The sequence below is a fragment of the Pedococcus sp. P2_F6 genome, assembly GCF_056403675.1.
This window is the reverse complement of record NZ_JBFUEZ010000002.1, coordinates 396,887-422,589: the sequence shown is the minus strand read 5'-3', so window position 1 is coordinate 422,589 and position 25,703 is coordinate 396,887. Positions and strand designations below refer to the sequence as shown.

Genomic DNA, 25,703 nt, shown 5'->3' with positions numbered 1-25,703 from the left:
CGTGGACGCTGCCCATATGGGAGCCGATCTCGAGAAGGTCCTCATCACCGAGGAGGAGATCCACGCCAGGCTCGACGAGCTCGCCACCGAGATCTGGGCCGAGTACGAAGGCAAGGACCTGCTCCTCGTCGGCGTCCTCAAGGGCGCCGTCATGGTGATGGCAGACCTGTCCCGCGCGCTGCCCGGCACGGCCCCGGTCGACTGGATGGCCGTGTCGTCCTACGGCTCGGGCACGAAGTCCTCGGGTGTGGTCCGGATCCTCAAGGACCTCGACACCGACATCACCGGCAAGCACGTCCTCATCGTCGAGGACATCGTCGACTCCGGGCTGACGCTCTCGTGGATCAAGGCCAACCTGGAGTCCCGCTCGCCGGCCTCGGTGGAGATCTGCACGCTGCTCCGCAAGCCCGAGGCCGCGAAGGTCGAGATCGACGTGAAGTGGGTGGGCTTCGACATCCCCAACGAGTTCGTCGTGGGGTACGGCCTCGACTACGCCGAGAACTACCGCAACCTGCGCGAGGTGGGCACGCTCGCCCCCCACGTCTACGCCTGAGGCGTACTCGGAACACTGGGCCGATCCGGGTCGTTGTCCAGCACGAGCCACCGGAGCACTGCGTAGTACCGTCGTGGTAGAGCCGAGCCCAGGCCGGGCAACGGCACCCAGCGTCAGCGAGCAGGAGGAACGGGGCGGCCAGCCCCGCTACACACATGGATTTCAAGCGCATCCTTCGGGCCCCGTTGTTCTGGGTCGTTGCCGTCATCGCGATCACGTTGATGGTCTTCAGCCTCAGCGACGCCGGTGGCTACACGCGGATCGACACCTCCGCCGCACAGCAGCTCATCACCGAGAAGAAGGTGGAGCGCGCCGTCGTCACGAACAACGAGGTGGTCGACCTCGACCTCAAGAAGGGTGTGACCTACTCCGACGGCAAGAACGTCAAGAACGCCACGAAGGTCCGCACGCAGTACGTCGAGGCCGCCGGTCCGTCGTTCATCAAGCTCCTCGAGGACAACACCCCTCCCGGGCGGATCAACCAGGTCATCAAGGACACCAACCCGCTGCTGTCGCTGCTGGGCTCGCTGTTGCCGATCATCATCCTGCTCGGCCTCTTCTGGTTCCTCATGAACCAGATGCAGGGTGGCGGTTCGCGCGTCATGCAGTTCGGCAAGTCCAAGGCCAAGCTCGCCAGCAAGGACACGCCCAAGGTCACCTTCGCGGACGTTGCGGGGGCCGACGAGGCGGTCGAGGAGCTCCACGAGATCAAGGAGTTTCTGGCCGAGCCGGCGAAGTTCCTGGCGGTGGGTGCCAAGATCCCCAAGGGCGTCCTGCTCTACGGCCCTCCCGGCACGGGCAAGACCCTGCTCGCCCGGGCCGTTGCCGGTGAGGCCGGGGTGCCGTTCTACTCGATCTCGGGTTCGGACTTCGTCGAGATGTTCGTCGGTGTCGGTGCGAGCCGGGTCCGCGACCTGTTCGAGCAGGCCAAGGCCAACGCCCCGGCGATCGTCTTCGTCGACGAGATCGACGCCGTAGGCCGGCACCGTGGTGCGGGCCTCGGCGGTGGCCACGACGAGCGTGAGCAGACCCTCAACCAGCTGCTGGTGGAGATGGACGGCTTCGACGTCAAGACCAACGTCATCCTCATCGCGGCGACCAACCGCCCCGACATCCTCGACCCGGCCCTGCTGCGCCCCGGCCGCTTCGACCGCCAGATCGCGGTCGAGGCTCCCGACATGATCGGGCGGCACCGCATCCTCGAGGTGCACTCGCAGGGCAAGCCGATGGCCACCGGCGTCGACCTGCTCGCGGTCGCCCGCCGGACGCCCGGCTTCACAGGTGCCGACCTCGCCAACGTGCTCAACGAGGCGGCCCTGCTGACGGCTCGCAGCGACGGCAAGCTCATCGACGACGCCGCGCTGGACGAGGCCATCGACCGGGTCATCGCCGGCCCCCAGAAGCGCACCCGGATCATGTCCGCCAAGGAGCGCAAGATCACGGCCTACCACGAGGGCGGGCACGCGATCGTGGCAGCAGCCATGAACCACCTCGACCCGGTGACCAAGGTGACGATCCTGCCCCGCGGCCGGGCGCTCGGCTACACGATGGTGATGCCGACCGACGACAAGTACTCCACGACGCGCAACGAGATCCTCGACCAGCTGTCCTATGCGATGGGTGGCCGGGTGGCCGAGGAGGTCGTCTTCCACGACCCCACGACCGGTGCCTCGAACGACATCGAGAAGGCCACCGGTATGGCCCGCAAGATGGTCACCGAGTACGGCATGAGCGAGCGCGTCGGCGCCATCAAGCTCGGCCAGTCGCAGGGCGAGGTCTTCCTCGGCCGCGACATGGGTCACCAGCGGGACTACTCCGAAGAGGTCGCCAGCATCGTCGACGAAGAGGTGCGCAAGCTCATCGACGCCGCCCACGACGAGGCCTGGCACGTCATCAACGACAACCGCGACATCCTCGACCGGCTGGTCCTGGACCTGCTCGAGCACGAGACGCTGAACGCCAAGGAGCTCGCGGCCATCTTCGAGCCGATCCGCAAGCGCCCCGTGCGCCCGACCTGGCTCTCCAGCGAGACCCGGTTCCTCTCCGACCAGCCGCCCGTCCTGACCCCGGCCGAGAAGGCCGCCCAGAACGGCTCGGCCCCCGCCCTGGAGTCCGCGGGCACCAACCGCCAGACCGCCGAGGCGATCGACAAGGCGGCCGAGGCCGGCGCGGTGAAGGCCCACGAGGAGCACCCGCCCACCCAGGTGATCGAGGTCCCCGAGGGTGGCCAGGTCGATCCGAATGGCCACTGAGGCCAAGCCTCACGTGGTCGACCAGCCGCGTGCGGAGGCTGCCGTGCGTGAGCTGTTGATCGCCATCGGCGAGGATCCCGACCGCGAGGGACTGGTCGAGACCCCGGCGAGGGTGGCGCGGGCGTACGGCGAGTTCTTCGCCGGGCTGGCTCTCGACCCCGCGGAGGTCCTCGCCAAGACGTTCCAGATCGAGCACGACGAGATGATCCTGGTGCGCGACATCGAGGTCTACTCGATGTGCGAGCACCACCTCGTGCCCTTCCACGGCGTGGCCCACGTCGGCTACATCCCGGCCAAAGACGGCCGCGTGACCGGACTGTCCAAGCTGGCCCGGCTCGTCGAGATGTACGCCCGGCGACCGCAGGTGCAGGAGCGGTTGACGACTCAGGTCGCCGACTCGCTCGTCACCCACCTCGGCGCCCAGGGCGTCATCGTCATCGTCGAGTGCGAGCACCTCTGCATGTCGATGCGCGGCATCCGCAAGCCGGGGTCGCGGACGATCACCTCGGCCGTGCGGGGCCAGCTGCGCGACGCGGCCACCCGTGCCGAAGCCATGGCGCTACTTCTGGGGGGCAAGCGGTGACCGGACGCGAACTCGCGCGCCCCACCACCCCTGCCAAGCCCAACAGCCGGCTCCCCGGCATGCTCGCGGCGTCCAAGGCGCCCCGACTGCTCGGCAACCTCACCTACCTCGTCGGCACGCTGGACCTGCTGACCGGCCTGCTGCACTCCTGGCGGGTCCACCTCCAGGGGCTCACCGAGGTGCTGCCCGGTGCCCTCTCCGATGCGGCAGCGGCGGCGACGGTGGTGTCCGGGATCTTCCTCATCGTGCTGGGGCACTCGCTCAAGCGTCGCAAGCGGCGCGCCTGGCGGGCGGCGGTCGGACTACTCGCCCTGTCGGTGGTCCTGCACGCCATCAAGACCGAACCCGCCTCTGCAGTCATCTCCCTCGTCGGTCTCGGGCTGCTCGTGCGGTACCGCACCGAGTTCCGCGCCCTCGGTGACCCGACGACGCGGTGGCGCGCAGTTCGCGCCTTCGTGGTGCTGCTCGTCGTGTCCGTGCTGGCCGGCGGCCTGGTCATCTGGCTCAACCGGCGCGACATCGTGGGCGGCTTCCCGGGGCCGGGGGAGCTCGTGCAGGAGCTGGGCCTGGGCATGGTCGGGGCCAACGGGCCCCTGACGTTCACGCAGGACAGGTCCGCCGACATCGTCGGGTCGCTGCTGCTCGGGCTGGGGCTGATGACGCTGCTGACGCCGGTCTACCTCGCGCTGCGTCCCGCCGAGCCCGTGCCGTCCCTGACCGATGACGACGAAGCCCGCCTCCGTGCCCTCGTCGACCGGCACGGCGACTCCCTGGCCTACTTCAACACCCGGCGCGACAAGTCGGTGATCTGGTCGTCGTCCGGCAAGGCGGCGATCGCCTACCGCGTGGTGTCCGGCGTGATGCTGGCCAGCGGTGACCCCGTGGGCGACCCCGAGGCCTGGCCCGGTGCGATGCACGCCTTCCTCGCGGAGGCAGCTGCGCATGCGTGGACGCCCGCCGTGCTGGGCTGCTCCGAGCACGCCGGCACGATCTGGGTGCGCGAGACCGGCTACACGGCGCTGGAGCTCGGCGACGAAGCCGTCGTCGACGCCTCGACCTTCACCCTCGAGGGCCGCCCGATGCGCAACGTGCGACAGATGGTGGGCCGGGTCGCGCGGGCCGGGTATGCCGTGGACGTCTGCCGCGTCCGTGACGTCACCACCGACGTGCGTGACCACGCCATGGCGGACGCCTCCGCATGGCGGTCCAGCGCCACCGAGCGCGGGTTCTCGATGGCGCTCGGCAGGTTGCTCGACGAGGGCGACCCCGAGTGCGTGTTCGTGGCCGCACGGCAGGATGGGGTCGTGCGAGCCTTCCTGCAGTTCGTCCCCTGGGGTCCCGACGGGATGTCCCTCGACGTCATGCGGCGTGACTCGAGCGCCGACGCGGGGGTCAACGAGCTGATGATCACCGAGGCGCTCGCGGCGGCGCCGGGTCTGGGCGTGCGACGGGTCTCGCTGAACTTCGCGGCGTTCCGCTCCGTGCTGGAGCGCGGTGGCAAGCTGGGTGCCGGGCCGATCCTCAAGTCCTGGCGGCGGGTGCTGCTGTTCGCGTCGCGGTGGCTGCAGATCGAGAGCCTCTACCGGTTCAACGCCAAGTTCCAGCCGCAGTGGCAGCCACGGTTCCTCGTCTACCCCTCGGGATCGGACCTGCCGCGGGTCGGTCTGGCTGCTCTGGAGGCCGAGGCCTTCCTCACCTGGCCGACGCTCGGCCGGCTCGGCGGTGGGGCGTGAGCACTCCGGCTGGGAACGTCTCGTGGCCGCTGCGACGGGCCGACGGGCTCCCGGTCGTGATGGGCGTGGTCAACGTGACCCCCGACTCGTTCAGCGACGGCGGCCAGTGGTTCGAGCCGTCCGCGGCCGTCGAGCACGGTCGTGAGCTGGTCTCCCAGGGTGCCGACATCCTCGATGTCGGCGGGGAGTCGACGCGACCGGGTGCCGAGCGTCCGTCGGTGGCCGAGGAGAAGCGCCGGGTGCTCCCGGTCGTCGCCGCCCTCGCCGCGGCGGGCGCCGTCGTGTCGGTCGACACCATGCGCGCGGAGGTCGCGGCCGAGGCGCTCGCGGCCGGGGCGGCCATCGTCAACGACGTGAGCGGGGGGATGGCCGACCCGGAGATGGCCGGCGTCGTCGCGTCGGCAGGGGTGCCGTTCGTCGCGATGCACTGGCGTGGGCACAGCGTCGACATGCAGTCCCGGGCGGTCTACGACGACGTGGTGGCAGACGTGGTGGCCGAGCTGTCCCAGCGGGCAGGGGAGCTCGCGGCTGCAGGGATCGGGGCCGACCGGATCGTGCTCGATCCCGGCTTCGGGTTCGCCAAGCTGACCGGGCACAACTGGTCGCTCCTGCGCGGGCTCGACCGGCTGGTCGAGCTCGGCCACCCGGTCCTGGTCGGCACCTCCCGCAAGACGTTCCTGGGCCGGATCGGCGTGTCCGCGGGGGCTGAGCCGCGGCCACCACTGGATCGCGACGTGGCCACGGCCGCGACGTCCGTGCATGCCGCGCAGCTGGGGGCGTGGGGCGTGCGCGTCCACCACGTCCCCTCGACCCTCGACGCCATGCGGGTCGCCCGCGCCATCCGGGACGCCCAGTGACGCCGGCAACAGCAACAGGGGTGCATCAGTGACGGATCAAATTGTCCTCAAAGGGATTTCGGCCAAGGGCTACCACGGCGTCCTCGACTTCGAGAAGCGTGACGGACAGACCTTCGTCGTGGATGTGACCCTGCACGTCGACCTCGGGCCCGCGGGCACGAGCGACGACCTGGCCGACACGGTCAACTACGCCGAGGTCGCGGGCGACGTCGTGGCGCTCATCGAGGGCGACTCCCTCGACCTGATCGAGGCCCTCGCGTCCCGCATCGCCGACCGCGTCCTCGCACGGCCCCTCGTCGAGGCGGTCGAGGTCGTCGTCCACAAGCCCGAAGCCCCCGTGGGACACCCGTTCACCGACGTGCAGGTGCGGGTCACCCGAGAGCGCCAGTCGCACGTCGTGATCGCGATGGGCTCCAACGTCGGCGACTCCCTGGAGACCCTGCACGACGCCGCCATCGCGCTCTACGGGCTGATCGACATCATCGAGGTGTCCCCGGTCGTCGAGACCGATCCGGTGGGTGGTCCCGACCAGCCGGCATACCTCAACGCCGTGGTGACGGGGACGACCCACCTCGCGCCGTCATCGCTCCTGGCCGGGCTGCACGACATCGAGCGGGCGCACGGCCGCACCCGTGAGGTCCACTGGGGCCCGAGGACCCTGGACCTCGACCTGGTCCAGTACGGCGACCCGGTGTTCGACACCGACATCGTGATGGACAGCCCGACACTCACCCTGCCGCACCCGCGGGCGCACGAGCGCGGCTTCGTGCTCGTGCCGTGGCTCCAGGCCGACTCGGAGGCGGTGCTGCGCGTGGGCGGCCAGGTCCGGCGGGTGGCCGACCTGGTCAGCGGGATGGACGTGTCCGGCGTGCGCCCGGGGCCCGACATCGACCTGCTGGAGGGGCCGTGGTGAACCAGGGCCACGGCCTGCGCTGGGCGCAGCTCGGCGCGATCGCCCTCGTCGTCGGGCTGCTGTCGTGGCTGGGCTGGAGGCTCTACCTCAACGCCGGCCACCTGCTGGGACCGGCGTCCTGGGTCTCCGCCGTCATGCTCGTCGCCATGGCGGTCCTGGTCATCGGGGCCGGGCTGCCGGTGCGCCGCTTCCTGCGCGGCGAGGCCCGCAAGTCGCTCAGCCCGATCCGGGCGGCCCGCACACTGGTGCTCGCCCAGGCCGCCGCGCTCACCGGTTCAGGCGTGCTGGGGTGGTATGCCGCGCAGGCGGCTCACGCGGTGGCGGACGTGGACCTGCCCGGCTACCGCGACCTGCTCTGGCGGCTGCTGTCGCTGTGCGCGGCGTCGTTGGTGCTCACGACCGCCGGGATGCTGACCCAGCGGATGTGCCGGGTCGACCCGCCCGGAGACGCGGACCGCGACTCCCGCACCTGACCACCGGCAACCGCCGTTGTGCGTGGACGGGGGGCGCGGGGGACGCGGGCGCCGCGGGCAGGGTGGGAGGGGGTTACTTGTCGACGTCGCCCACGACGAAGAACATCGAGCCGAGGATCGCCACCATGTCGGCGATCAGGTTGCCGGGCAGCACCTCGGCGAGCACGGCGACGTTGTTGAACGACGCCGAACGGAGCTTCAGCCGCCACGGTGTCTTCTCCCCGCGCGAGACGAGGTAGTAGCCGTTGAAGCCGAGCGGGTTCTCGGTCGCGGTGTACAGGTCGCCCTCGGGGACCTTGAGCACCTTGGGCAGCTTGACGTTGACCGGGCCCTGGGGCAGCGACCTAAGGCGGTCCAGACACGCCTCCGCGAGGTCGAGGCTCACGTGCACCTGCTCGAGGAGCACCTCGAGCCGGGCCAGGCAGTCGCCGGCCGTGCGCGTCACCACGCGACCGGGGCCGCCTTCGGCGAACAGCTCGGCGTAGGCGAGGTAGGGCTCGTCGCGCCGCAGGTCCATGTCGACGCCGGCAGCGCGCGCGATGGGACCCGAGACCCCATACGCCGCAATCACTTCCGGCGACACCACGCCTACTCCGCGGGTGCGGGCCTCCAGGATCTCGTTGCCCACGATGAGCGACTCGATGTCTGGCAGCCGCCCACGAACTGCTGACACGGCATACGCGACGCGGTCGAGCCAGCCGGCTGGGAGGTCCTCCTTGAGCCCACCCACCCGGTTGAACATGTAGTGCATCCGCCCGCCCGACGCCTCCTCCATGACCGCCTGGAGCTCCTCGCGCTCGCGGAAGGCGTAGAAGATCGGCGTGATGGCGCCGAGCTCGAGCGGGTAGGAGCCGAGGAACATCAGGTGGTTCAGCACCCGGTTGAGCTCGGCCAGCAGGGTGCGGGCCCACACCGCCCGCTCGGGCACCTCCATGCCGAGCATCCGCTCGACGCCCAGCACCACGCCGAGCTCGGAGGAGAAGGCCGACAGCCAGTCGTGGCGGTTGGCCAGGACGATGATCTGCCGGTAGTCGCGGACCTCGAAGAGCTTCTCCGCGCCGCGGTGCATGTACCCGACGATCGGTTCCGCCGACACGATGCGCTCGCCGTCGACGACGATGCGCAGCCGCAGCACGCCGTGCGTTGCCGGGTGCTGCGGGCCGATGTTGAGGACCATGTCCGCCGTGGCCAGGCCGCCGGCACCCATGCCGACGGTGAGCTCGCGTCGGCCTTCCGTCGTGGTCACGGCGCCAGTCTGCCGTATGCCGCGTGGTCGCCGCGGTGCACGGGCGTCAGGTCAGGCGGTGACGCAGGTCAGCCGGGGCAGCCGGGGATGTTCTGCATCGAGGTGGCGTAGCCCTTGGCGTCGAGCTGGACGAGCACGGTGTTCTCGCGGTCCGCCAGCCCCGTGAGGCCGGACGGCGGCACGGACTTGATCTGCAGCGGCTGGTCGGCGGCGATGCAGTGGCTGTAGAGGATCCGAGCCCCGGCAGCCACCGGGATCGTGTAGGTCAGCTTGGTGTTCTGGTTCGTGTAGGGGACCGCCCCCTTGAACGGGCCCGTGGGGACGCCGTTCTTCGCCAGCTTGGCATCGTCCAGCTTGTTCCACGTCACGCGGTCCAGCTCGATGACGGCTGTGCCGGCAACGGAGCTCACCTTGGTCACGAGGCCGAAGTCGAAGGCGCGGCCCTTCACGTCCGACTTGGGGGCCTTGGGCGTGGCCGGTGTCTTGTCAGCCGGAGGCGTCGCGGTCACGGTCGGCGTCACCGTCACCGTGACGTCGCCGCCGGTGCGAGGAGAGTCGGACCCACACGCGGACAGCAGAGCACCAGCCACGGAGGCGGCCAGGATCGCGGCGGTGGTCGCGCGCAGGTGGTGCTGGTGCTTCATGGGGACAGGGGTCCTTTCGAGTGACAGCAACAGTCAAGTTTGCCCTCGAAGCAGCGCCTGACAAAACCGGGCAACCTGCGGCAGGCTGCTCCTGTGCCCGCCCAGCCCCCTGTCGACGCCGCCGACTTCCTCGATCTGGGCGACCCCGCAGTCGTCGCGGACCCCTACCCGCACCTCGCCGCACTGCGTGCCGTTGCACCGCTGGCCTGGCACAGCGGCCTGGGTGTCTGGCTCGCGAGTGGGCACGCCGAAGCCGGCGCCGTCCTGCGCGACCGACGACTGGGCCGGGTCTTCGCGCCGCGCACGCCGGACGCCGACTGGGACACCTTCAACTGGCTGCACGCCGACTCGATCCTCGACAGCGAGCCGCCGAAGCACACCCGCCTGCGCCGCCTGGTTGCCGGCGCGTTCGGGCGAGGGCACGTGCAGCGGCTGGCGCCCCGCATCCAGGAGCTGGCCGAAGGGCTGCTCGCGGAGCTGCCCGACGGCGAGTTCGACGTCATCGAGCTCTACGCCGAGCCGTTGCCCGTCCTCGTGATCGCCGAGCTCCTCGGCGTCCCCGAGGCCGACCGGCACCACCTGCGCCCGTGGTCCCAGGCCATCGTCCGCATGTACGAGGTGGGCCGGACGCCGGCGGACGAGAAGGCGGCGCGCGAGGCCTGCGGTGCGTTCGCGGCATACGTCGAGGAGCTTGCGGCGCACCGCGCCGAGGCGCCGGGCGACGACCTGCTCACCGACCTCGTCACCGCTCGTGACGGGTCGGACCGGCTGTCGGCGCACGAGCTCGTGGCCACGGCGGTGCTGCTGCTCAACGCGGGTCACGAGGCGAGTGTCAACGGGTTCGGCAACGGGCTGCACTCGTGGCTGACCGCCGCCGACCATGCTGCAGTGGACGTCGCCGACGATGCGGCCGTGTCACGCCTCGTCGAGGAGTTCCTGCGCCACGACTCCCCCCTGCACCTGTTCGAGCGAACCGCCAAGGAACCAGCCGAGGTGGCAGGGGTGGCGTTCGAGCCCGGTGACAAGGTGGCGGCGCTGCTCGGTGCGGCCAACCGCGATCCCGCGGTGTTCGCCGAGCCCGACCGCTTCGACCCGACGCGTGACCCCAACCCGCACCTGGCGTTCGGGGCCGGGATCCACTTCTGCATCGGTGCGCCACTGGCGCGGCTGGAGCTCGAGATCTCGGTGCGCACCATGCTCGCCCGCTTCCCGGACCTCGTGGTCGTCGAGGCGCGACGTCGCCCGACGTTCGTGCTGCGCGGTTTCGAGCGACTGGTCGTCAGCCCACGCGCTTGACCGCCCACAGGAAGTCGCCGAAGCCACCGGCCGCGGTCAGGGCCGCCGCCGCTGACGAGGCGGCCAGCCCCTGCAGGTAGGCCTGCGGGTCGCGTCCCGCGAGCTCCACGGGTGGGTGCCGTCCGTCCACCCCCAGCCCGCGCAGCGCCGTGCGCTGGTCGAGCAGCTCGTCGTGGTCGAGGGTGTCCATGGCCACGTGGGCGGTCAGGTCGCACGTCCCGTCGGGGACGGCCGGGACCAGCTGACCGCGCCGGTATGCCGCGAGCGTGCCCGCCCGGGGACGGTCACCGCCGCGGTGGCCGTAGTCCACGGCCACGAGGACGCCGCGGTCGACCCGGCTGACGAGCTCGGCCCACGCCTGGTCGCGGGGGAGCCCGACTTCGACCCGGTCGCCGCTCTCCGTTGCCTCCCAGTGTGTTTCGGCCCATGCGAGGTCGTCGCCGTCAACCGTCGCACCGAGCGTCTCCTCACCGCTGTGGACGTCCACCTGAACCAGCCGAAGCACTCCGTCATCGTCCACCTCGGCCACGGGACACGGCACGACGTCGAGCCACTCGTGGGCGAAGACGAGCGCGCGGTCGAGGTCGCGCAGCTCCACCGGCAGTGTTGGACCCCCGGGCGAGACCTGCCACTCGACGGACGGGGGGAGAGCCTCGGGTCTCGCCACGACGTCGACCCCGGTGAGGCGCAGTGCAGGGTCCGCGGCCTGCACCTGGGTGAGGAGCTCGCCGCGGCCGGCGCCGACGTCGACCACGTGGGTGAGGCCGTTCTCCCGCGCCAGGCGTGCCACGGCGCCGGCGAGGACCTCCCCCAGGGCGCCGTGCGTGGCCGTCGTGAAGTGACCCGCCGGCCCCGGAGCGGCGCGGTAGAAGCCATCGGGACCGTAGAGGGCGCCCTGCCAGGCCGCCTGCCAGTCGAGGAGGGTCACCCAGCCAACCTATGCCGACCCAGGTTGGTCGGCACTCGCGCAATCAACGCAGGAGCGCTGCGTCGGGTGCAGAACCCGCGAGATAGGTTGGACAGGTGACTTCGGCCGACGAGCGTCCAGCGCGACTCGACGTCGGCGTCGTCGGGACCGGTCGCGTCGGTGCCGTCCTGGGGGCGGCGCTCCAGCGGGTCGGCCATCGCGTGGTCGCGGTCTCGGGCGTCAGCGAGGAGTCCCGCAGCCGCGCCGCCCAGCTCCTGCCCGGCATACCCGTCGTCTCCCCGGAGGACGTGGTGCGGCGATCCGAGCTCGTCCTCCTCGCGGTCCCTGACGACGCGCTGGCCGACCTCGTCGCCGGGCTGGCCGCGACCCGGACGTGGCAGGCGGGCCAGCTCGTCGCGCACACGTCGGGTCGACACGGGCTCGAGGTCTACACCCCGGCCCTCGAGCAGCACGTCCTCGGGCTGGCGCTGCACCCGGCCATGACGTTCACGGGCACTGGACTCGACCTCGAACGCCTCGTGGAGTGCTGTTTCGGCGTGACCGCTCCCGAGCCGCTCCGCCCGGTCGCCGAGGCGCTGGTCCTCGAGATCGGCGCCGAACCCGTCTGGATCGAGGAGTCGGCCCGGCCGCTCTACCACGCAGCCCTGGCGCACGGGGCCAACCACCTCGTCACCCTCATCGCCCAGTCACTGCAGGCGCTGCGGGCAGCAGGCGTCGAGACGCCGTCCCGGGTGCTCGGCCCCTTGGTGTCCGCCGCACTCGACAACGCGTTGCGCGCGGGTGACGCTGCCCTCACCGGGCCCGTCGCGCGCGGCGATGCGGGTACCGTTGCCGAGCACCTGCGACAACTCCAGAGCCTCAGCCCTGACATCAGACCCACCTACCTGGCCCTCGCGCGGGCCACCGCCGAACGAGCCCTGGCCAGCGGTCGGCTCAAGCCACACGTGGCCGAACCCCTGTTGGACATCCTCGCGACCGACCAGGAGCGATAAGTGAGCGAACACTCCGGTATGCCGTCCGCCTCCGCGGCCACGGCACTCACCGACCCGAGGCCTCTCGGGGGTGGCGAACCCGTGGTGGCGCGGACCCGCGACGAGCTGCGCGCGGCCAGGCGCACCCTCACCAACGGCGACGTCGCGGTGGTCATGACCATGGGCGCCCTCCACGAGGGGCACGCGACGCTCATCGAGACGGCTCGGCAGGCTGCCGCCCACGTGGTCGTCACGATCTTCCTGAACCCCCTTCAGTTCGGGCCGCGCGAGGACCTGTCGCGCTATCCCCGGACCTTCGACGACGACATGGAGATCTGCCGTCGGGCAGGGGTGGACCTGGTCTTCGCCCCGACGCCGGACGTCATCTACCAGGACGGCGACCCCGCCGTGCGCATCTCGGCGGGGCCGTTGGGCAACGTGCTCGAGGGGCAGGCCCGCCCCGGCCACTTCGACGGCATGCTGACGGTCGTCGCCAAGCTGCTGCACCTGACCCGCGCGGACTCCGCCTACTTCGGGCAGAAGGACGCCCAGCAGCTCCTGCTGATCCGGCGGATGGTGCGCGACCTCGACTTCCCGGTGAAGGTCGTCTCGGTGCCCACCGTGCGTGAGTCCGACGGGCTGGCGATGAGCAGCCGCAACACCTACCTCACCGACTCCGACCGCGAGACCGCGCTGTGCCTGTCGCAGGCCCTGCGTGCCGGTGCGGCGGCGGCGGCCGAGGGACCGTCGGCTATCCGGCGGGCCGCCCGCACCGTGCTGGTCCGCGAGCCGTTGGCGCTGATCGACTACCTCGTCCTCGTGCACCCTTCGACGCTGGAGGACGTGCCGGAGTGGTACCGGGGCGAGGCCCTCCTTGCGGTCGCCGGCCGCGTCGGCACCACGAGGCTGATCGACAACCTGCCCATCTCGGTGGGACCCGGCGGAGGGGCTCTCGAGGTCTTCTCCGACGTCGACTCCGCCGGCAGCTGACACCCAAGGCAACCACCCCACGCAGTAACCGAGGAACGAGCACATGCAGCGCTTCATGCTCTACGCCAAGATCCACCGGGCCACGGTGACCCAGGCGGACCTGCACTACGTCGGGTCGCTCACGATCGACCGCGACCTCATGGATGCCGCCGGCCTGCTGCCGGGGGAGCAGGTCGACGTGGTCGACGTCGACAACGGCAACCGCCTGACGACCTACGCGATCGAGGGGGAGCGGGGGTCCGGCATCGTCTGCATCAACGGTGCGGCGGCTCGGCTCATCTCACCCGGCGACACGGTCATCATCATCGCGTACGCCGCCATGGACGACCAGGAGGCGAGGACCTTCGAGCCGGAGGTCGTCTTCGTCGACAAGGACAACAAGATCGTCGAGATCGGCCACGACGGCGGGGACGTGCCCGAGGGCTTCGGACTGAAGACCTCGGCCGTGACGCGGCGCCACCATGACTGACGCCCCCGTCGCCGGCCGCGCCGCGACCGACCAGCCCGGACCGACCATCCCGCGCCGGCTGGTCGCGGGCCTGCCCGGGTGGACGACGTCGGCGGACGTCATCGTGGTGGGTTCGGGCATCGCCGGCCTCACGACCGCCCTGCGGCTGCGGCAGCGCGTGGACCGCGTGCTGCTGGTCACCAAGACGGTGCTCAACGAGGGGTCCACCCAGTGGGCCCAGGGCGGCATCGCAGCGGCCCTCGACCCGGGGGACTCCCCCGAGGAGCACCTGCACGACACCCTGGTGGCGGGGTGCGGGGTCTGCGACGTCCCCGCGGTGACGGCCCTGGTCCACGAGGGTCCCGCGCGCGTCCACGAGCTGGTCGCCCTCGGCGCCGAGTTCGACCTCGACGACGCGGGAGGGCTCAAGCTCACCCGCGAGGGCGGCCACCACAAGGACCGGATCGCCCATGCCGGCGGCGACGCCACGGGCAAGGAGATCTCCCGGGCCCTGATCGCCGCCCTGCACCGCGTCAAGGACGACCCAGGCATCGAGGTCATCGAGCACGCCCTGGTCGTGGACCTGTTGCAGGACACGGAGTCCCGCGTCTGTGGCGTGACGCTGCACGTCATCGGCGAGGGGCAGATGGACGGCGTCGGAGCAGCCCGGTCCCGTGCGGTGGTGCTCGCCACCGGCGGGCTGGGACAGGTCTACTCCGCGACGACCAACCCGTCGGTCGCCACGGGCGACGGCATGGCGGCGGCGCTGCGCGCCGGTGCCGTCATGGCCGACGTCGAGTTCGTGCAGTTCCACCCCACGGTGCTGTGGCTGGGGCCGGGCTCCAGCGGTCAGCAGCCGCTCATCTCCGAGGCTGTGCGCGGTGAGGGGGCCTTCCTCGTCGACCGCGACGGAGAGCGGTTCATGCAGGGACGTCACCCGCTGGCCGACCTCGCGCCACGCGACGTGGTCTCGCGGGCCATCGTCGACCGGATGCAGGAGACGGGGGAGGACCACGTCTACCTCGACGCCCGCCACCTCGGCAAGGAGTTCCTCGAGGAGCGCTTTCCCTCCATCGTGGCGCGCTGTCGCGAGCTCGGCTTCGACCCCGCGACCGAGCTGCTGCCGGTCGCCCCGGCGCAGCACTACGCCAGCGGCGGCGTGCGCACCGACCTCGTCGGACGCTCGTCCCTCGACGGCCTCTACGCCTGCGGCGAGGTGTCCTGCACGGGGGTCCACGGTGCCAACCGGCTCGCGTCCAACTCACTCCTGGAGGGTCTGGTCTTCGCCCACCGCATCGCTGACGACATCAGCGAACGGCTGGCGCGGGGGGAGCTCCCCCAGGCCGTCCCGGCCGCGCCCAGTGGTGAGGGCGCGCTGCTCGACGGCTCGGCCAGGGTGCAGGTCCAGGCCGCGATGACGGCCGGGTCAGGCGCGGTGCGGTCGGCCGCCTCGCTCGCGAGCACCGCGCTCGCCCTCCACGACCTCGCGCTGGCCGCCACGTCCACCGAGTCCGGTCCGCAGTCGTGGGAGACCACCAACCTGCTCCACATCGGCCAGGTCCTGACGCTGGCGGCCTCCTTGCGCGAGGAGACCCGCGGTGGTCACGTCCGCAGCGACCATCCCGACCAGGTCGATCCCCGCTGGCGCGGCCACACCCTGGTCCTCCGAGGCGCCGACGGCACGCTCTCCACCACTTTCGAACCCGTTCCCGAACAGGACCTCGCATGACCGGCGCACCCTCGGCCGACCCTGTCGACCTCGCAGACCTGCGGTTCCCCGAGGCCGACGCCCTGGCCGTCATCCGCACCGCCCTCGACGAGGACCTCGGTGGGCCGGACGGCGTCGACGTCACGACGACGGCCACCATCCCGGTCGAGCAGGTGAGCACGGCGCACGTCGTGGTGCGCGAGGACGGCGCGCTGGCCGGCATACCCCTCATTGCGATGGTCTTCGACGAGGTGGCCAGGCGGATGGGCGCCGAGCCGCTGCGCATCACCACGAAGCACCGCGACGGCGACCTCGTCGGCAAGGGCGACGTGGTCGCCACGCTGGCCGGGTCGACCCAGGTGACCCTGGTCGGCGAACGAACCATGCTCAACCTCGTGTGCCGCCTCTCCGGCATCGCCACGAACACCCACGCCTGGGCGCAGCGGCTCGAAGGCACCGGTGCCACGGTCCTCGACACCCGCAAGACCACCCCAGGGCTGCGCGCCCTCGAGAAGTACGCGGTCCGCGCGGGTGGCGGCACCAACAAGCGCATGGGCCTGTTCGACGTGGCCATGATCAAGGACAACCACAAGCTCGCCGCCGGCTCGCTCAGCAAGGCGTATGCCGCGGTGCTGGCGAAGTTCCCCGACGTGCCGATCCAGGTGGAGGTCACCACGACGGAGGAGGCCCTCGAGTCGGTCGAGGTCGGCGCACGCTTCCTGTTGTGCGACAACATGTCTCCACAGCGGCTGCGCGAAACGGTGCAGGCCGTGCGTGCGACCGGTGAGGCCGTCGAGCTCGAAGCCACGGGAGGGCTCACGCTCCAGGTGGCGCGCGAGTACGCCGAGACCGGTGTCGACTACCTCAGTGTCGGCGGGCTGACCCACTCCTCCCCGATCCTCGATCTCGCCCTCGACCTCGCGGACTGACCTCGCCCCGCCCGCCGCTTCCAACAGAGGCCGCCGCGGTCCGCCCTGCGAGGCACCGTGTGCCGGTCGGTACCCTTTGCGGGTGAGCCAGACCCCCAGCGCGACCGACGCCACTGACGTGGCGACCCAGCCCGACGCCGACCTCCCCGAGCAGATGAAGGTGCGTCGCGAGAAGCGGGACCGGTTGCTGGCCGAGGGCAAGCAGGCCTTCCCGGTGCAGGTGCCGCGCACGCACACCCTCGGTGAGGTCCGTGAGCAGTGGGGGCACCTCGAGACCGGCGAGGAGACCCAGGACGTCGTCGGTGTCGCCGGGCGCGTCATCTTCATCCGCAACACCGGCAAGCTCGCCTTCGCGACGCTCCAGGAGGGCGTCGGCACCCGCCTGCAGGTCATGCTCAGCCTGGCGGAGGTCGGCGAGGACGCCCTGGCCGACTGGAAGTCGACCGTCGACCTCGGCGACCACGTGTTCGTCGAGGGCAGGGTGATCTCCTCGCGCCGCGGCGAGCTGTCGGTGATGGCCACCCGGTGGGAGATGGCGTCCAAGGCGCTGCGTCCGCTGCCGGTGCTGCACAAGGACCTGTCGGAGGAGTCGCGCGTGCGCCAGCGCTACGCCGACCTGATCGTCCGGCAGGAGGCCCGCGACATGGTGCGCACCAAGGCTCGCGCGCTGTCCGCGATCCGCGGTGTCCTCGACACCCAGGGCTACCTCGAGGTCGAGACGCCGATCATCCAGCTCGTCCACGGCGGCGCGGCGGCTCGTCCGTTCCGCACCCACATGAACGCGTTCGACCAGGAGATGACCCTGCGCATCGCCCTGGAGCTCAACCTCAAGAAGGCCGTGGTCGGGGGAGTCGACCGGGTCTACGAGATGGGCCGCATCTTCCGCAACGAGGGCGTCGACGCCACCCACAGCCCAGAGTTCACGATGCTCGAGGCCTACCAGGCCTACGGTGACCAGACGAGCATCGCCGCCCTCATGCGCGACGTCTTCCTCGGCGTCGCCGACGCGCTCGGCTCGCGCCAGGTCGAGACCGCGGCCGGCACCGTCGACCTCGACGGCGAGTGGCGCTGGCTGCCTGTCTACGAGGGCGTTTCCGAGGCGGTGGGTGAGACGGTCACCATCGACACCGACGTCGACACCCTGCGTGGGTATGCCGCGAAGCACGACGTGGCCATCGACCCGGCCTGGGACAAGGACAAGGTGTTCCTCGAGCTGCTCGGTGAGCTCGTCGAGCCGGGGCTGCTCCAGCCGACGTTCCTGTGCGACTACCCCGCGATCGCACAGCCGTTGGCCCGCCCGCACCGCAGCGAGCCGGGGCTGATCGAGGCCTGGGACCTCATCATCGCTGGGGTCGAACGCGGGACGGGCTTCTCGGAGCTCGTCGATCCGGTGGTCCAGCGCGAGGTGCTCACGGCCCAGTCGGTCAAGGCTGCCGGGGGCGACCCCGAGGCCATGCAGCTCGACGAGGACTTCCTTCGGGCCCTGGAGTACGGCGCACCCCCGATGGGCGGACTCGGCTTCGGCGTGGACCGCCTCGTGATGCTGTTCACCGACGCCAGCATCCGCGAGACGATCCTGTTCCCGCACCTCAAGCCGGAGGTTTCCCGATGAGCGGCATCTGGCCCTACATCGCCGCGCTGATTCCCTCGGCCGGTGTGGGATTCCTCTTCTGGCTGGTCATCAAGAACATGATCGAGGGCGACCGCAAGGAGCGTTTGGCGCATTCCCAATGGGAGGCGGCGCACGCCGGGGACGAGAGTGCGAAGGACAATTCAGGGCATTCTGCGAATGGCGAGAAGATTTCCTGAGGGGCCTTTCTGACGGGCATTTGAGAATGAACTGGCGTGGCCACTATCTTTGGCCTCCCGCCCCATTCATTTTTGCCGAGAGGAAACTCCATGGCCCAGCGCGTGAGCATTGTGCTCGAGGACGACATCGACGGTTCGGTTGCAGACGAGACGGTGACCTTCGCCCTCGACGGGGTCACCTACGAGATCGACCTCAACGGCAAGAACGCCGCTGCCCTGCGTGATGCGCTGGCGCCCTATGTCGGCCATGCACGGCGCTCGGCGGGCCGCCGCACCGCGGGTCGACCTGCTGCCGGCGGCCGAGGCACCGGCAAGCGCGACCTCGGTGACGTGCGCGAGTGGGCGCGGTCCAACGGGCACAAGGTCAGCGATCGCGGCCGCATTTCCGCCGAGGTCCAGGCCGCCTACGACAAGGCGCACTGACGCTGGATATCCGCCGCGTCCCAGAAGGCACTCCGGACCTTTTCTGGGACTGGCGGGCAATTCTTGCTGGTCAGCGCAGGGGTGAGGATCCATTACGTGAATGGCGTCAGCGGCTGACGATCTCGACGAACCACCAGTACGCCACCGTCGTCCCGGCCTCCATGCCGTCGGCTTTTGTTCTTCAGTGGACTCTCGAGGTGGCCGCGGAAGTCGGGGTGCATGCCGCCCGGCACCATTCAGGGGTCCTGCACCCCGAGGACTCCGGCCTCAGTTTCGCCCTGCAACCGACGCAGCTCTACCCCGTCGCAGCCCAGTTCCGTGCCCCCACGGTCACCGAGGCGGGCCTCGACGACCGGCTGGAAGCTGCCCGGGCGGCATACCGGGTGGCGGGGCTCGAGCTGGCGCTGGGCTATCGGTCCGACGCCAAGCTGGGTGAGCACACCAGGCGGGCGATGGTCGACGACGTCTGGGCGATGACCCTGGCGCGAGCCAGCGGCCAGCGACCTCCCCGGCGCGGCTCGTGCTGCTTCATCTACGTGCTGCCCGGCGTGCACGAGTGCTCCGGCTGCCCCCGGCTCGCGACTGCGGCCGGCCGCGGACAGACCGGCGGTCGGCTGCGCGGCTAGCTGAGCAGATCGGCGAGCAGGTCCCCCTCGGACTCGAGCCGGTCGAGCACCTCGTCGAACATCAGCTGCTCGAACTTCGCGCCGTCGGCTCCGGCTTCGACCTCGTCCCACGACCGGGGCGCCGCGACCGTCGGCGTCTCCTTGCCGCGCAGGGAGTAGGGGCAGATGGTCGTCTTGGCTGCGACGTTCTGGCTCCAGTCGAGGAAGATCTTGCCGGGTCGCAGCGACTTGGTCATCTTCCAGACGATCAGGTCGGGGTGCTTCTTGGTGAGCTCCTGGGCCAGCTGCATGGCGAGATCGCGGGTCTGGTCGGAGGTGAGGTCGCCCGGCAGCCCGGCATAGAGCTGCATCCCCTTGCTGCCGCTGGTGACCGGAAAGAGGTCCAGGCCCAGCGCGCCGAGCCGGTCGCGCACCATGATCGCGACCTGCGCGCACTCACGCAGGCCCGCGGGCGACCCCGGGTCGAGGTCGATGACCAACCGGTCGGGGTGCGCCCGCTCGCCGCCGACGACCCGCCACTGGGGGATGTGCAGCTCGATGGAGTTGAGGTTGACCAGGTAGGTCAGCTGGGCCAGGTCCTCGACCATCGGGTAGGTCACCGTGTCGACCGTGACCCGGGGCAGCCATGGCGGGGCCCCCGACGGCAGGTTCTTCTCGAAGAAGCTCTGGTCGCCGGTCCCGTGCGGCCAGCGCACCCGCGTCAGCGCCCGGTCGGCCAGATGCGGCAGGATCACGTCGGCGACCTGCGCGTAGTAGTTGAGCACCTCCCCCTTGGTGGTCTCGGTCGAGGGGAAGAGCAGCTTGTCGAGGCTGGTCAGCTTGAGCCTGCGGCCGCCCACCTCGACGCGCGTTGTCTGGGGGACGTAGCGCTCAGGCATCGTCCATCTCCTGCAGGTCCTCGGGCGTGAGGTCGGTGCGGATGCCGAGGTATGCCGGCTGGCGCAGCCTGCCGTCGCGCGTCACCTCGAGGGTGCGAGCCTCCACCACCACCGCAGGGTCGACCCACGTCGCCCCGACGCTGTCGATGCGGGGTACCTCGTCGCTGAAGGGCGAGTCCGGGCGGGTGTGAGGGGCGAGGGCCTCGGCGAGCTGGGTGGCCGCGCGTCCGGCGATGCCGCTGCCCATCCGCCCGGCGAACCGCCATCCTCCGTTGCCGTCGGGGACCCCGAGCAGGACCGCCCCGAGCCGCCCGGAGTCGTTGGTCTTCTCCGCTCGCCAGCCGCCCACGACGGCGGACAGGGTTGCCCGGTGGGGTGACTTGAGCCAGTCGGCCGAGCGGCGGCCCGGGAGGTAGGGCGCAGTGAGGCGCTTGCTCACCACGCCTTCCAGACCCTGCTCGAGGGTCGCTGCGTAGAGCTCCTGACCGTCCTCGTAGACCGGTGGGACCTGCCAGTGCCGACCCGAGAGGTCGAGGCGTTCCAGCAGCTCGCGCCGAGCCGACAGCGGCTGGGCGGTGAGGTCGGACCCGTAGAGCCGCAGCAGGTCGAAGATCATGAACGTCACCGGTCTGACTGCGGCCAGGCGCTCGGCCTTGCGGCGGTCGCGCACGTGCATCCGGTCGGCCAACGCCCCGAACGACGGGCGACCCCCCTCGAGGGCGACGACCTCGCCGTCCAGCAGCATGTCGTCGTAGGAGGCCGCGAGGTCGGCCAGCTCCGGGTAGCTGGCCGTCACGTCGTTGCCGATGCGCGAGGTCAGGGTGAGCACGCCGTCGCGCACGTCCGCGAGCACGCGCATGCCATCCCACTTCACCTCGTGGATCCAGTCGTCCCCGTCGGGGATGCTGGTGGCGGGACTGGCCAGCATGGGGCGCATGGGGCCATCCTGACGCATAGGCTGGTTTCCACGCGCGAGGCCCGAGGCGCCTCGTCAGGGATGGGTGCCTGTCCGCGGGCAGGCAGACGGAAGGACGACAAGCATGCGAGCGATCTGGAAGGGCGCGGTGTCCTTCGGCCTGGTGAACGTGCCGATCCGTCTCTACTCCGCCACCGAGAACCACGACGTGCAGTTCCGGCAGGTGCACCGCGAGGACGGTGGCCGGATCAAGTACCAGCGCATCTGCAGCATCGACGGCGAGATCGTGTCCTACGACGACATCGCCAAGGGGTACGAGACCGAGGACGGCGAGATGGTGGTCCTCACCGACGAGGACTTCAAGGACCTGCCGGCCACGAGCAGCAAGGAGATCTCGGTCGAGAAATTCGTCCCCGCCGAGCAGATCGACCCGATGCTCTACGACAAGTCGTACTACCTCGAGCCCGACAAGGCCTCCACCAAGCCGTACATCCTGCTGCGGGACGCCCTCGAGAAGGAGAACCGGGTCGCAGTCGTGACGGTCTCCATCCGCACCCGGATGACGATGGCGGTGCTGCGCGTCCACGAGGGCGTGATCCTGATGCAGACCATGTTGTGGCCCGACGAGATCCGCAAGCCCGACTTCGCCTCCCTCGACGACGACGCCAAGGCGACCAAGCAGGAGCTGGCGATGGCCGACCTGCTGATCGAGCAGCTCGCGGGGGACTACCAGCCCGATGACTACGAGGACGACTACGCCGCGGCCCTGCAGTCGCTCGTCAAGGCCAAGGTCGAAGGCGGCGAGGTGCAGTTCGCACCCGAGTCCAAGGACGAGTCGGGCGAGGTCGTCGACCTGCTCGCCGCCCTCAAGAAGTCCGTCGACAAGGCCAAGGCGTCGCGTGGGGAGTCCACCTCCGAGACGAAGAAGCCGGCCACCAAGACCGCCGCGAAGAAGACAGCGACCAAGAAGGCCGCGAAGAAGGCCAGCTGAGGCCGACCTCCGACCTAGGCGTTCTCCTTGCGGAAGGTCGAGGTGCCCCACCAGAGCGCGATGGCGAACAGGCCCACCGCCCAGAGGGAGCCCCAGAGCATCGCGTTCGTCCCGAAGTCGCCGAGGAACGAACCACGCACGGCATCGGTGATCCACCGGAACGGCATGAAGTCGCTGGTGCGCTGGAGCCAGTCCGGTCCGAGCGTCATCGGCAGGAGGATGCCCGACAGGAGCAGGACCGGCATCATCACGACGTTGATGACCGGTGCCATGACGTCCTCGCTCTTGGTGGTCAGTGCCAGGGCGTTGGAGGCCGCCGCGCACGCGCCGCCGACGAGCAGGGTGAGCGCGACGCCGAGGACGACCCCTCGCAGGGGCGCCGCCATGCCGACCCAGTAACCGAGCCCGACCAGCACGAGTGCCTGGACGAACAGCTGGAGCAGGTCACGCCACAGCCGTCCCATGAGCAGGGCCGTCCGGCTGGCCGGCGTCACCCGCTCGGCCTCGATGACGCCGTCACGCCACTCCGAGATCAGCCCGAAGCCCGCGAAGAAGGCGCCGAACATGCCGAGCTGGATCAGCATGCCGGGCACGAAGAAGGTCCAGCTGTTCGCGTAGCCCATCTGAGCGGCCATCGGCTTGAGCAGCGGTCCGAACAGGAACAGGTAGAGGATCGGCTGCATCAGGCCGATGAGCACCCAGGCAGGGTTGCGCAGGTTCATCCGGAGCTGGCGGCGGAAGACGATGAAGGACTCACGCAGGAACTGCATGTCACTTCTCCTTCGAGGTCGGGTCGGCCGGCGTGGTGGCCTCTGCGTCGCGCAGCGAGCGGCCGGTGAGGGTGAGGAACACGTCGTCGAGGGTGGGGCGCAGGACCTCGATCGACTCGAGGTCGATGTCGGCGCCGCGCAGGTCGGCCAGCAGGCCGGGTACCGCCTTGCCGGCGCGCTGCACGCGGCCGCGCACGTGGTTGCCGTCGATCTCGACGGCGTCGCGGCCGTCGCTGCCGGACTCGGCGATCGCATCGAGTCGCTTGGCCGCCTCGGCCACCAGGTCGGGGTCCGCAACTTCCAGGTCGACGAGGTCGCCGGAGACCTGGGCCTTGAGGTTGTCGCTGGTGTCGGCGGCAATGATCTTGCCGTGGTCGATCACGATGATCCGGTCGCTCAGGGCGTCGGCCTCGTCGAGGTAGTGGGTGGTGAGGAAGACCGTCGCACCGCGTCGCTTGCGCAGGTCGGCGATGTGGGTCCAGAGGTTGGCCCGGGCCTGCGGGTCGAGGCCTGTCGTCGGCTCGTCGAGGAAGACGAGCGTCGGCTCGTGGATCAGCCCCATGACGATGTCGAGGCGGCGGCGCTGGCCACCCGACATGGTCTTCGGCTGGCGCCCCCACAGTCCCTCGAGGTCGAGCTGGCCGAACAGCTCCTGGCCCCGACGGCGCGCGTCGGCGCCCGACATGCCGTAGAGCATGCCGTGGTCGACGACCTCGTCACCGGCGCGGGCGAACTGCCCCGTGGCCCCGCTCTGCGAGACGTAACCGATCGACCGTCGGACCTTCTCGGACTCCTTGACGACGTCGAAGCCGGCCACCGTGGCCGTGCCCGCCGTGGGCCTCAGCAAGGTGGTCAGCATGCGCAGCGTCGTGGTCTTGCCGGCGCCGTTCGGCCCGAGGAACCCGACGACCTCGCCCTCGGCCACATCGAGGTCGACGCCGTCGACAGCACGTACCTCGCCCTTCTTCCTGCCCTCGCGCGTCTGGAAGGTCTGCACCAGACCTCGTGCGTGGATCATCCCCAACTCCCTCTGACGGACCGTCCCCTTGGCGGCTGGGTCGCCGTTTGTTCAAACTTGAATATCGCTAGTGTTCAACATTGAATACTCTGGCGTCAAGCCGATATCTACCGCCCGCGCCACCAAGGTAGACCCGGCTGCTGACAGCAATTCATCGCTCGCGGGAGATGAGCTCCACGTAGCGCTGCCGGTCGCTGGCCATCTGCCAGCCCGGGTCGTCCGCGGGGGCCTGCCAGTCCACCGGCTCACCCCGCAGGGCGAAGTCGCCGCGGTCGATGCGGGCGATGAGGGTGACCAGCCACTCACGCTCGGTCTGGCCCATGCCCATCCAGAGGTCGGCCAACGCGAGGACGTGCGGGGGGACAGCCCCGGCCGGCCGCTCCTGGGCCAGCTGTTCGCGGACGTTGGCGTCGAGGTTGGCCAGCCTGGTCTGCAGGGCCTCGCGGACCGCGGTGCGGCTCATCAGCGGCATCAGGGCCATCCCCGTGTGGAACGGCAGGGGGGACAGGAGGTCCGGGCGCTCCACGGCTGCGCGCCACAGCTTCTCGAACTCACGTCGGCCCAGGGGAGTGCTCGTGTAGACGGCCACCTCGCGACTGCCGTCGACCAGGTCGTGACGCTCGAGGTTGCCCTGTCGCGCCAAGGTGGCCAGGCCCGAGTAGATCGAGCCCGGGTTGACGTGGGCCCAGTCCTCGACCTGCCAGGACAGCAGCTCGCGGCGCAGCTGGTACCCGTTGACCGGCTCGAACAGCATGACGGCGCCGAGGAGCAGCAGTCTGGTCTCGGTGGCCGCCATGCGGTGCAGTGTAGGAGGCGGGGCCACAGTGGATCAGGTCATCACGGTCAGGTCATCACGGAGCGGGACGTCATGGCGCAGGCCATGATGGGCCCATGCCCGAAGGCCACACCCTGTTCGCGCTCGCACGCGACCTCGACGCGGCATACAGGGGGACGCAGCCGACGGTGAGCAGCCCGCAGGGAAGGTTCGCGGCCGGCGCCGCGCTGCTGTCCGGCCGCACCTTCGTCCACGCGACCTCGTGGGGCAAGCACCTCTTCGCCGAGTTCGAGGAGGACGCCTGGCTGCACGTGCACCTCGGCCTCATCGGCACCTTCACCATCGACGACCGCCCGTATGCCGGGGAGGTGCCGATCGTGGGCCAGGTCCGGTTGCGGTTGGCGACCGACGAGCACGTCGCCGACCTCCGCGGTCCCAACCTGTGCGCCGTGACAACCCCCGACCAGGTGGAGGCAGTGATGGCCCGCCTCGGCCCGGATCCCCTTCACCCAGAACCGGATCCGGAGATCGCCTGGCGCAAGATCTCCCGCAGCAGCAAGGCGATCGCCGAGCTGCTGATGGACCAGTCCGTCCTGGCGGGCATCGGCAACGTCTATCGCAGCGAGGTGCTGTTCCGTCAGCGGGTCGACCCCTTCCGGCCGGGCAAGGAGATCCGTCGCACGACGTGGGACGCAATCTGGCTCGACCTCGTCGACCTGCTGCCGCTGGGGGTCGTCACCGGCAAGATCGTGACCGTGGCCGAGCAGGTCGAGCAGATCCGGGCTGAGCTCGCAGCGGGGGAGGTCGACCGGCTGACGGAGCGGACGTCCTACGTCTACCGCCGTCAGGGCGAGCCGTGCCGGGTCTGCGGTTCACGGATCCGCACCCAGGTGGTGGCGGGCCGCAACCTGTTCTGGTGCGGTCGCTGCCAGCGCCGTCGCTGACTCCCGAACGACCGAGGTCGGCACCGCCG

At 70.4% G+C, this 25,703-nt stretch carries 27 protein-coding genes; 19 read left to right on the top strand and 8 right to left on the bottom strand.

Annotated features, from left to right (window positions below; translation table 11 throughout):
- Position 1 precedes the first annotated feature (1 nt).
- From hpt to AC1DWP_RS07410, 7 genes are all read left to right on the top strand, one after another.
- Entirely contained in the window at positions 2–553 is a 552-nt protein-coding gene (gene hpt, locus AC1DWP_RS07440; RefSeq protein ID WP_477613816.1) for a hypoxanthine phosphoribosyltransferase, read from the top strand.
- A 155-nt stretch (positions 554–708) separates the two neighbouring features.
- Positions 709–2,805, top strand: coding sequence for an ATP-dependent zinc metalloprotease FtsH (ftsH, locus tag AC1DWP_RS07435; protein WP_477613815.1), 2,097 nt, complete (start codon positions 709–711; stop codon positions 2,803–2,805).
- Positions 2,795–3,388 (top strand): GTP cyclohydrolase I FolE, encoded by a 594-nt coding sequence (gene folE / locus AC1DWP_RS07430; RefSeq protein ID WP_477613814.1) that lies wholly within the window; start codon positions 2,795–2,797, stop codon positions 3,386–3,388. Before ftsH ends, folE begins: the two co-directional genes overlap by 11 nt.
- Positions 3,385–5,121, top strand: coding sequence for a phosphatidylglycerol lysyltransferase domain-containing protein (locus AC1DWP_RS07425; RefSeq protein ID WP_477613813.1), 1,737 nt, complete (start codon positions 3,385–3,387; stop codon positions 5,119–5,121). Before folE ends, AC1DWP_RS07425 begins: the two co-directional genes overlap by 4 nt.
- 59 nt (positions 5,122–5,180) lie before the next feature.
- On the top strand, positions 5,181–5,978 hold the full coding sequence (gene folP / locus AC1DWP_RS07420; RefSeq protein ID WP_477613916.1) for a dihydropteroate synthase: 798 nt from the start codon (positions 5,181–5,183) through the stop codon (positions 5,976–5,978).
- Positions 5,979–6,006: 28 nt separating this feature from the next.
- On the top strand, positions 6,007–6,891 hold the full coding sequence (folK, locus tag AC1DWP_RS07415) for a 2-amino-4-hydroxy-6-hydroxymethyldihydropteridine diphosphokinase (protein ID WP_477613812.1): 885 nt from the start codon (positions 6,007–6,009) through the stop codon (positions 6,889–6,891).
- Complete coding sequence (locus tag AC1DWP_RS07410) at positions 6,888–7,364, top strand: DUF3180 domain-containing protein (protein WP_477613811.1); 477 nt, start codon at positions 6,888–6,890, stop codon at positions 7,362–7,364. The genes folK and AC1DWP_RS07410 overlap by 4 nt, the downstream gene beginning before the upstream one ends.
- Before the next feature lie 73 nt (positions 7,365–7,437).
- Here AC1DWP_RS07410 and AC1DWP_RS07405 read toward each other — a convergent pair whose 3' ends face one another.
- Positions 7,438–8,571, bottom strand: a complete 1,134-nt coding sequence (locus AC1DWP_RS07405) for an NADH-quinone oxidoreductase subunit D (RefSeq protein ID WP_477613915.1) — start codon at positions 8,569–8,571, stop codon at positions 7,438–7,440.
- A 107-nt stretch (positions 8,572–8,678) separates the two neighbouring features.
- Positions 8,679–9,254 carry a hypothetical protein gene (locus tag AC1DWP_RS07400; protein WP_477613810.1) on the bottom strand — a complete coding sequence of 192 codons (576 nt, stop codon included), beginning with the start codon at positions 9,252–9,254 and terminating at the stop codon, positions 8,679–8,681.
- Between the two features lie 93 nt (positions 9,255–9,347).
- Between AC1DWP_RS07400 and AC1DWP_RS07395 the strand changes: the two genes are divergently transcribed.
- Positions 9,348–10,550 (top strand): cytochrome P450, encoded by a 1,203-nt coding sequence (locus AC1DWP_RS07395; RefSeq protein WP_477613809.1) that lies wholly within the window; start codon positions 9,348–9,350, stop codon positions 10,548–10,550.
- Here AC1DWP_RS07395 and AC1DWP_RS07390 read toward each other — a convergent pair.
- Complete coding sequence (locus tag AC1DWP_RS07390) at positions 10,534–11,478, bottom strand: SAM-dependent methyltransferase (RefSeq protein ID WP_477613808.1); 945 nt, start codon at positions 11,476–11,478, stop codon at positions 10,534–10,536. The genes AC1DWP_RS07395 and AC1DWP_RS07390 overlap by 17 nt on opposite strands.
- A 95-nt stretch (positions 11,479–11,573) precedes the next feature.
- Here AC1DWP_RS07390 and AC1DWP_RS07385 point away from each other — a divergent pair, with 95 nt between their 5' ends.
- The 9 genes from AC1DWP_RS07385 (at position 11,574) to AC1DWP_RS07345 (ending at position 19,382) form a co-directional block, all read left to right on the top strand.
- Positions 11,574–12,470 (top strand): Rossmann-like and DUF2520 domain-containing protein, encoded by an 897-nt coding sequence (locus AC1DWP_RS07385; protein ID WP_477613807.1) that lies wholly within the window; start codon positions 11,574–11,576, stop codon positions 12,468–12,470.
- 18 nt (positions 12,471–12,488) lie between these two features.
- On the top strand, positions 12,489–13,439 hold the full coding sequence (gene panC / locus AC1DWP_RS07380) for a pantoate--beta-alanine ligase (RefSeq protein ID WP_477613914.1): 951 nt from the start codon (positions 12,489–12,491) through the stop codon (positions 13,437–13,439).
- Between the two features lie 43 nt (positions 13,440–13,482).
- On the top strand, positions 13,483–13,908 hold the full coding sequence (panD, locus tag AC1DWP_RS07375; protein WP_477613806.1) for an aspartate 1-decarboxylase: 426 nt from the start codon (positions 13,483–13,485) through the stop codon (positions 13,906–13,908).
- Positions 13,901–15,616, top strand: a complete 1,716-nt coding sequence (locus AC1DWP_RS07370; RefSeq protein WP_477613805.1) for an L-aspartate oxidase — start codon at positions 13,901–13,903, stop codon at positions 15,614–15,616. Before panD ends, AC1DWP_RS07370 begins: the two co-directional genes overlap by 8 nt.
- Positions 15,613–16,524, top strand: a complete 912-nt coding sequence (gene nadC, locus AC1DWP_RS07365; RefSeq protein WP_477613804.1) for a carboxylating nicotinate-nucleotide diphosphorylase — start codon at positions 15,613–15,615, stop codon at positions 16,522–16,524. The genes AC1DWP_RS07370 and nadC overlap by 4 nt, the downstream gene beginning before the upstream one ends.
- A 154-nt stretch (positions 16,525–16,678) precedes the next feature.
- Positions 16,679–18,136: a lysine--tRNA ligase gene (gene lysS, locus AC1DWP_RS07360; protein ID WP_477613913.1), complete on the top strand. Its 1,458-nt coding sequence runs from the start codon at positions 16,679–16,681 to the stop codon at positions 18,134–18,136.
- Entirely contained in the window at positions 18,133–18,333 is a 201-nt protein-coding gene (locus tag AC1DWP_RS07355; RefSeq protein WP_477613803.1) for a hypothetical protein, read from the top strand. Before lysS ends, AC1DWP_RS07355 begins: the two co-directional genes overlap by 4 nt.
- Positions 18,334–18,423: 90 nt before the next feature.
- Positions 18,424–18,756, top strand: coding sequence for a histone-like nucleoid-structuring protein Lsr2 (locus tag AC1DWP_RS07350; RefSeq protein WP_477613802.1), 333 nt, complete (start codon positions 18,424–18,426; stop codon positions 18,754–18,756).
- A 197-nt stretch (positions 18,757–18,953) separates the two neighbouring features.
- Positions 18,954–19,382 (top strand): (2Fe-2S)-binding protein, encoded by a 429-nt coding sequence (locus AC1DWP_RS07345; RefSeq protein ID WP_477613801.1) that lies wholly within the window; start codon positions 18,954–18,956, stop codon positions 19,380–19,382.
- Here the strand turns inward: AC1DWP_RS07345 and ligD (AC1DWP_RS07340) are convergent.
- Entirely contained in the window at positions 19,379–20,260 is an 882-nt protein-coding gene (gene ligD, locus AC1DWP_RS07340) for a non-homologous end-joining DNA ligase (RefSeq protein ID WP_477613800.1), read from the bottom strand. The two genes, AC1DWP_RS07345 and ligD (AC1DWP_RS07340), sit on opposite strands and share 4 nt — an antisense overlap.
- Positions 20,253–21,197 carry a non-homologous end-joining DNA ligase gene (gene ligD / locus AC1DWP_RS07335; protein WP_477613799.1) on the bottom strand — a complete coding sequence of 315 codons (945 nt, stop codon included), beginning with the start codon at positions 21,195–21,197 and terminating at the stop codon, positions 20,253–20,255. Before ligD (AC1DWP_RS07335) ends, ligD (AC1DWP_RS07340) begins: the two co-directional genes overlap by 8 nt.
- A gap of 103 nt (positions 21,198–21,300) precedes the next feature.
- Between ligD (AC1DWP_RS07335) and ku the strand changes: the two genes are divergently transcribed.
- Positions 21,301–22,167 carry a non-homologous end joining protein Ku gene (gene ku / locus AC1DWP_RS07330; RefSeq protein WP_477613798.1) on the top strand — a complete coding sequence of 289 codons (867 nt, stop codon included), beginning with the start codon at positions 21,301–21,303 and terminating at the stop codon, positions 22,165–22,167.
- A 14-nt stretch (positions 22,168–22,181) separates the two neighbouring features.
- On the opposite strand, the gene AC1DWP_RS07325 is transcribed toward ku, so the two are convergent.
- The 3 genes from AC1DWP_RS07325 to AC1DWP_RS07315 form a co-directional block, all read right to left on the bottom strand.
- Positions 22,182–22,937: an ABC transporter permease gene (locus tag AC1DWP_RS07325; RefSeq protein ID WP_477613797.1), complete on the bottom strand. Its 756-nt coding sequence runs from the start codon at positions 22,935–22,937 to the stop codon at positions 22,182–22,184.
- A gap of 1 nt (position 22,938) precedes the next feature.
- Positions 22,939–23,955 carry an ATP-binding cassette domain-containing protein gene (locus AC1DWP_RS07320; protein ID WP_477613796.1) on the bottom strand — a complete coding sequence of 339 codons (1,017 nt, stop codon included), beginning with the start codon at positions 23,953–23,955 and terminating at the stop codon, positions 22,939–22,941.
- A gap of 151 nt (positions 23,956–24,106) precedes the next feature.
- Positions 24,107–24,751, bottom strand: coding sequence for a PadR family transcriptional regulator (locus AC1DWP_RS07315; RefSeq protein WP_477613795.1), 645 nt, complete (start codon positions 24,749–24,751; stop codon positions 24,107–24,109).
- Between the two features lie 95 nt (positions 24,752–24,846).
- On the opposite strand from AC1DWP_RS07315, the gene AC1DWP_RS07310 reads away from it, so the two are divergent.
- Entirely contained in the window at positions 24,847–25,674 is an 828-nt protein-coding gene (locus tag AC1DWP_RS07310) for an Fpg/Nei family DNA glycosylase (RefSeq protein WP_477613794.1), read from the top strand.
- Positions 25,675–25,703: the final 29 nt, after the last annotated feature.